7 protein-coding genes are annotated in these 5,549 nt (G+C 39.0%); 5 read left to right on the top strand and 2 right to left on the bottom strand.

Annotated features, from left to right (window positions below):
- The 5 genes from HZC31_06480 to HZC31_06460 all read left to right on the top strand — a co-directional run.
- A partial coding sequence (locus tag HZC31_06480) for an IS3 family transposase (GenBank protein ID MBI5003007.1) occupies positions 1-111 on the top strand: 111 nt, incomplete at its 5' end.
- 267 nt (positions 112-378) lie between these two features.
- Positions 379-1,803, top strand: a complete 1,425-nt coding sequence (locus HZC31_06475; GenBank protein ID MBI5003006.1) for a hypothetical protein — start codon at positions 379-381, stop codon at positions 1,801-1,803.
- Between the two features lie 54 nt (positions 1,804-1,857).
- The gene (endA, locus tag HZC31_06470; GenBank protein MBI5003005.1) at positions 1,858-2,391 is read left to right on the top strand and encodes a tRNA-intron lyase; all 534 of its coding nucleotides are present in this window, start codon (positions 1,858-1,860) and stop codon (positions 2,389-2,391) included.
- A gap of 78 nt (positions 2,392-2,469) precedes the next feature.
- Positions 2,470-3,447: a hypothetical protein gene (locus HZC31_06465; protein ID MBI5003004.1), complete on the top strand. Its 978-nt coding sequence runs from the start codon at positions 2,470-2,472 to the stop codon at positions 3,445-3,447.
- Between the two features lies 1 nt (position 3,448).
- A complete protein-coding gene (locus HZC31_06460; protein ID MBI5003003.1) occupies positions 3,449-4,114 on the top strand; it encodes a hypothetical protein in 666 nt (221 codons plus the stop codon).
- Between the two features lie 133 nt (positions 4,115-4,247).
- Here HZC31_06460 and HZC31_06455 read toward each other — a convergent pair whose 3' ends face one another.
- Positions 4,248-4,643, bottom strand: a complete 396-nt coding sequence (locus tag HZC31_06455; GenBank protein ID MBI5003002.1) for an NUDIX domain-containing protein — start codon at positions 4,641-4,643, stop codon at positions 4,248-4,250.
- Between the two features lie 11 nt (positions 4,644-4,654).
- Positions 4,655-5,254 (bottom strand): hypothetical protein, encoded by a 600-nt coding sequence (locus tag HZC31_06450; GenBank protein MBI5003001.1) that lies wholly within the window; start codon positions 5,252-5,254, stop codon positions 4,655-4,657.
- Positions 5,255-5,549 lie beyond the last annotated feature (295 nt).

Raw genomic sequence — 5,549 nt, 5'->3', positions numbered from 1 at the left:
ATAGCAGAATTCATCAAAAAGTACAATGAGAAAAGATTGCACTCATCAATCGGATATGTACCGCCAAATGAGTTCGAACAACAAAAATTAAATAGGGGAATAGTATCTTAACTTACTGTCCACGAAAAGGGGGTCAGTCCAGGACTATATTAAATATAAGATTATTTGTAAAATGCCCTTCTGGTTTAGTCCAATTTTCTTCTATTTCTAATGCACTGAAACAATCATAACAATAATCATGGTTGTCATTTCGAATAGCTTCTTTCCCACAACGCATACATCGTTTCATAATCTTCTTAGATAATCAAACAAGTATAAATACATCACTGTTTCAACTCATTTAACAACCTTTATTAGTTCTACAATTGTCCCTTTTTTATGCAATCTCAACCTTGGCCTGTCTGCTTTTCTGACCTTGTTACTGTGGGCAATCCTTCTGCTTCTATCGGAATTGTCACTCTCTGGACAAAAAAAGAATTTATTCTGAAACATCTTGATCCTCAACAGTATGCGCTTGTTGGGCAACTGTATTCTCGTGATGAAGGACTTAATGGGGTGCTTCGTAATTGCCTCGCAAACAAAGCAATACGGCACCTTGTTGTGACAGGTATTGATTTGAATGGATCTGGAAAAGCATTGCTCTCTTTTTTCTCCAATGGTGTTAGTCCGAGTCACGCAGTTCTCGGGGTTGATGGGGTTTTCATTGACAAAGAAATTTCCCTTGCTGCTCTTGAAACTCTTCGTCAACACGTTACTATTCATGATTATCAGCAGGTGAAAGATTTTTCCCAGCTTCCCGTGCTCCTTTCTCAGCTTCCTATGCTTCCTTCGTATGGGGAACCAGAAATTTTCCCTACTGCTGCAGTTCCTGTCCCCAATACTTTTCCTTCAGAAAAAAGCGGGTTTCCTGTACGTCATGATTTTATTGGACCTGCATGGCTTGAAATTCTGCATTTGATTACTACTCTCGGCACTATCAAAAAAAGCGATTATGGCTTTGATCAGCGTGAGCTTCTCAATATTGTTTCTGTGATTGAAAAAGAAGATCCAGACCATCCGCAGCTTTTTTCATACTTTCCTTTTACACAAGATGATTTGTTTTCTTATTATCCGCAGGTGGTCAGCGCTGCTGCGCTTGAAGGAGTGGAGTATTCTTACGGACAACGGTTACGGCAACAAAAAAATGTCGATCAAATTCAATTGCTTATTGCGAACCTTCGACAAACACCCCATACACGTCGCGCTCTTGCAGTTACCTGGGATATTGAAAAAGATTTGACCAACGAAAAACCGCCATGTTTAATTCTCGTAGAGTTTCTCATTCAAGATACTCTTTTGTATCTTACTGCTTTTTTTAGGAGCAATGATATGTTCCACGCATGGCCACGAAACGCGTTTGGACTTCGTAAACTTCAATACACTGTTGCTTCTGCACTTGGCATGTCTTTTGGAAATCTCACTATTATTTCCAGTAGCGCGCATATTTACCAGAACAACTGGGGGGCTGCCGCACAAATTCTTCAGGAGCATCATGCGCCTTTGAAACGAATTGGGGATCCCCGCGGCAATCTCATTCTTCGTGTGAAAGATGGCATGATTTTTGTGACCCACACTGATCCTACTGGCAAGCGCCTTGATGAATTTTCCGGGAATGATCCTTTTGCCCTTTACACAAAACTTGTTCTTGACCACAAAGTGTGTGATTTGTCTCATGCGTTTTATTTAGGCACTGAATTGCAGAAAGCAGCGCTTGCGTTGCAGAAAGGGCTTTCTTATACGCAGGATAAGCCCCTTGCGTTGTGAATTGCGTCTTCTTCTCCCTAAAGCTTTATTAATTACTTGTCCGTAATGCATCGTATGACAAAACCAAAACCTATTCCTTGCCGTATTATCTCTGACATTGTGCAAACGGACAATAGTGATGTTGCTCTTGAACTTCATAATCAGGGGCGTTTTGGGGAGATAGAAGATCATCGGGTGCACCTCTCTTTTTTGGAAGGGTTATATCTTCTTGAAAAAGAAAAAATCAAAATTCTTGATTCCCATAACAAAAAACTTTCTTCTGACGCGTTTCTCAAAAAAGCAGAACGAAAAGAGAAGAAGTTTTGGGTGAAATATAGAGTGTATAGAGATCTTCGGGATAGAGGATATCTTGTGAAAACTGCTCTCAAATTTGGCGCTGATTTTCGTGTTTATGATCGTGGCGTTAAACCTGGCGAAGATCACGCGAAATGGATTGTGTATCCGACGTATGAAGCGGATGTTTTGACCTGGTATGATTTCTCTGCGAAAAACAGAGTTGCCCATAGTACGAAAAAACGGTTGCTTTTGGCTGTTGTTGACGCTGAAGGAGATGTCAGCTTTTGGGAAACAAGATGGTTACGGCCGTAATTCTCTTGTTTTCTTTCTTCATTTTTAACACAACTCTTTAGCACAATCTATATAAAACCAACTTTCTTTCGATTTTTTATGATTGACAAGAACCAAGTCCTTGAAGTTGTTCGCACAAAAGGGTATGTTGTTCCCTCTGACCTTATTCGTGAATTTCGTACAGACACCTTTGTCATGGGTGCTGTGCTTTCTGATCTTGTTCATGATAAAAAACTTGGGATTACTTCTGTTAAGATAGGTGGAAGTCCTGCATATTACGCGATTGAGCAAAAGGAAAAGTTACAGGACCTTTTCAAATACCTTCATGAAAAAGATAGAGGGACTTTTGAACTTCTTCGACAGCAAAAAGTTGTGCTTGATACAGAACAGTCTCCTCTCTTCCGTGTTTCTCTTCGTGCAATAAAAGATTACGCAAAACCTATCGAAGTCACTGCAAACGGGCAAACGTATCTTTTTTGGAAATGGTATCTCGCAACAGAACAAGAGATTAATGATAGTCTTCGTTCTCATTTCTCTCGATTGACTGCTATTACTCCTGTGTCTCCAGCACCTCCTCCTCTTGCTTCTTATCAACAGCCTGTTGCTCCTCTTCAATCCGTTGTACAGACGGCGCCGCTTCAGGTTTCTGCTGAACAACTGGTTTCAAAAAAAGCACCTGAACGAAGACAGAAGAAAGTGGCTCAACAACAGCCTCTTGTTGTTCCTCAAGAAGCACCTCCTGCTGTCCTTGTCCCTGCTGATGACACTTTTGCTCAACGCGTTGCTGTATTTTTCCAAACAAAAAATATGCAGCTTCTTCAGTTTTCTGTTGTTAAAAAAGGGGAGATCGATTGCATCGTTGCAGTTCCGACTCCTTTTGGTTCTGTTCAATATTACTGCAAAGCAAAGAACAAGAAGAAATGTTCTGAGGGGGAAATTGCCACTGCGTTTGTCGCAGGGCAAATGAAAAAACTTCCTTCTTTACTGCTTGCACCAGGGGAATTTCCGAAAAAGTTATTATTGAGCATTGATAAGGATTATCCTAATATGAAGTTAGTACAAATGGAGGATGGGTAATATGAACATGAAACAAGTATATTTATTTTGTATTTTTACTGTAGCTTTATTTTTGATTGGCTGTGGTTCTGGAAAGGTGTATGTCTGTGCGGATGGATCAGAGGTTTCTGACGCATCGCTTTGCGCTTCTGAAACAGCAGAAGAAGTACCTTCCGAGGAAGCTGTTGCAGAAGAAAGTGCTGTTGAGGAATCTGCTGAGGAAGTAGAAGTTCAAGATTATACGTTGTCTGATTCTGAAAAAGCATTGCTTGATACAAGAATGCAAGCTAATACTCGAGCAGCACTCTCTACTCCTCTTGTGAAAAACCTGAATGTTGGTGATGTTTACGTCGCTGCACTGGGCATTCAGAACATCATTGGGGATCATGAGTTTGTCGTGACTATTAAATTTAGGGAAGCAAAAGACTACAGCGGCAGTATTCTGGAAACAAATGATGAACTTATTCAAGCATGGATGAGCAAGAATTTGTACACTACTTATACTTTGGAAAGAAGCGAGGAGCTTGTATTGCCACTGATCATTGAAGTTGGTGCCACTATTACTGACGCAGGTGGTCCAACACTCCCTGGGACTTATATCTATGATGTCTATGTGGATTATATTACTAATTCAGGCAACACGGATGAATATGAGAAATTGTTGTTGACTGTTCAGATCGCTGAATAGTTTTTTTATTTTTTATTGTTTTATACACATTATTCGCTCAGCAAAGTCCTAGTTTGTCTACGCAATCTATTTTTATTTAAAAAATAAAAAAGACATAGGAATTCAGAAGTAGTAGGGCGAATAAGGGTATTTCTTAGAAATATTCTTCAATAATCTTTTTTAAAAGTGTGTCTTTATACTCCAACTCCTTTATTTTTTCTTTTGGAATCCATTCGATGTGTGTGTGTTCATGACTGAAATTTGCAACTCCTTCTTCTACTGTACAAAGATAGGTGATTCTTACAATATGTCTTTCTTCATTCTTGAAGACTGTTGACGCATCAAGAATTTGCTTTATTTCTTTGAGTTGGAGTCCAGTTTCTTCTTTGATTTCTCTTCTTAATCCTTCTTCTGGCTCTTCGCCAAAATTAATTCTGCCGCCAGGGATGTCCCAGCAATCACTTAAGTGTTCGTATTTCTCTGAGCGTTTTAATAAGAGGATTTTGTTGTCTTTCTCGATAATTGCTTTGACTCCTATTTGTTGGATCATGATTTCGCCTTTTATCTGTTCCTTTGGTAATACTCATCTAATTTTCTCTCAATTACTTCTGCTCTTTCTCTTTGCATAATAGTTCTCACTATTTCTTTGAATTCCCCTACATACTCTGGATGTGGCAGCCATACAGAGGAAAGCTCTCTTGTGTTGCCATGTACTGCGAGATATTTCCATTCATACGCATTGATATGCATTTTCTTATCCCACTCTTCTTGAGAAGCGATAGTAATTTTGCTCCGCATACTATTTCTTACAATACTTAATGTTCTTGTTGTCAATAGTAGAGGATACTGAATCTCTCCTACGCATCTTATTTTCAAATCTTTTTCCTTGTGTGGCGCATAATAATTGATGTCAGATTGTCCAGTCACTCTGCATGCGTTGCCCACCATAAACTCTAATCCTTCTGTAAAATATCGTCTTGCAACAACATCTAATATTCCATTATCATCTATATATGGTTCATATATCTGTATTGGAGACAGCATCAAGACAATATCTCCTGTTTGATTTGCAGGAAAATACTTCTCTCCTTTCATTTCTCTTCTTATTTTCGCAAGATATTGTTTTGTTCTTTCTTTGTTGGTGAATTGGTATTCTAGCATCTTTTCACTTCTTCACAGAAGGATGATCATAAGGAAAAAATGTTCCTCCAAAATAAAATTTTTTATTTGGAAGATCTAATTTATCTACATAATAAGCGACAACATTGCCAGAACGCAGTTCATTAAGAATATCTTTATTTTGTCTATGTCTCCTGCTTAGAGCCTATCCCGAAAGGAATAAATAGTAGCTTTCTCATTGAATAGATATTAGGGAATGGGTCACGTGAGAATGAGAAGAGGTGACCCGATGGGATTAGTTGTTAGAGATGATGGTTGGAGAATTCCGGATGAACTT

This window comes from Candidatus Woesearchaeota archaeon (assembly GCA_016214075.1).
Lineage (GTDB): Archaea > Nanobdellota > Nanobdellia > Woesearchaeales > DSVV01 > JACRPI01.
This window is presented reverse-complemented; position numbering and strand designations above follow the sequence as displayed.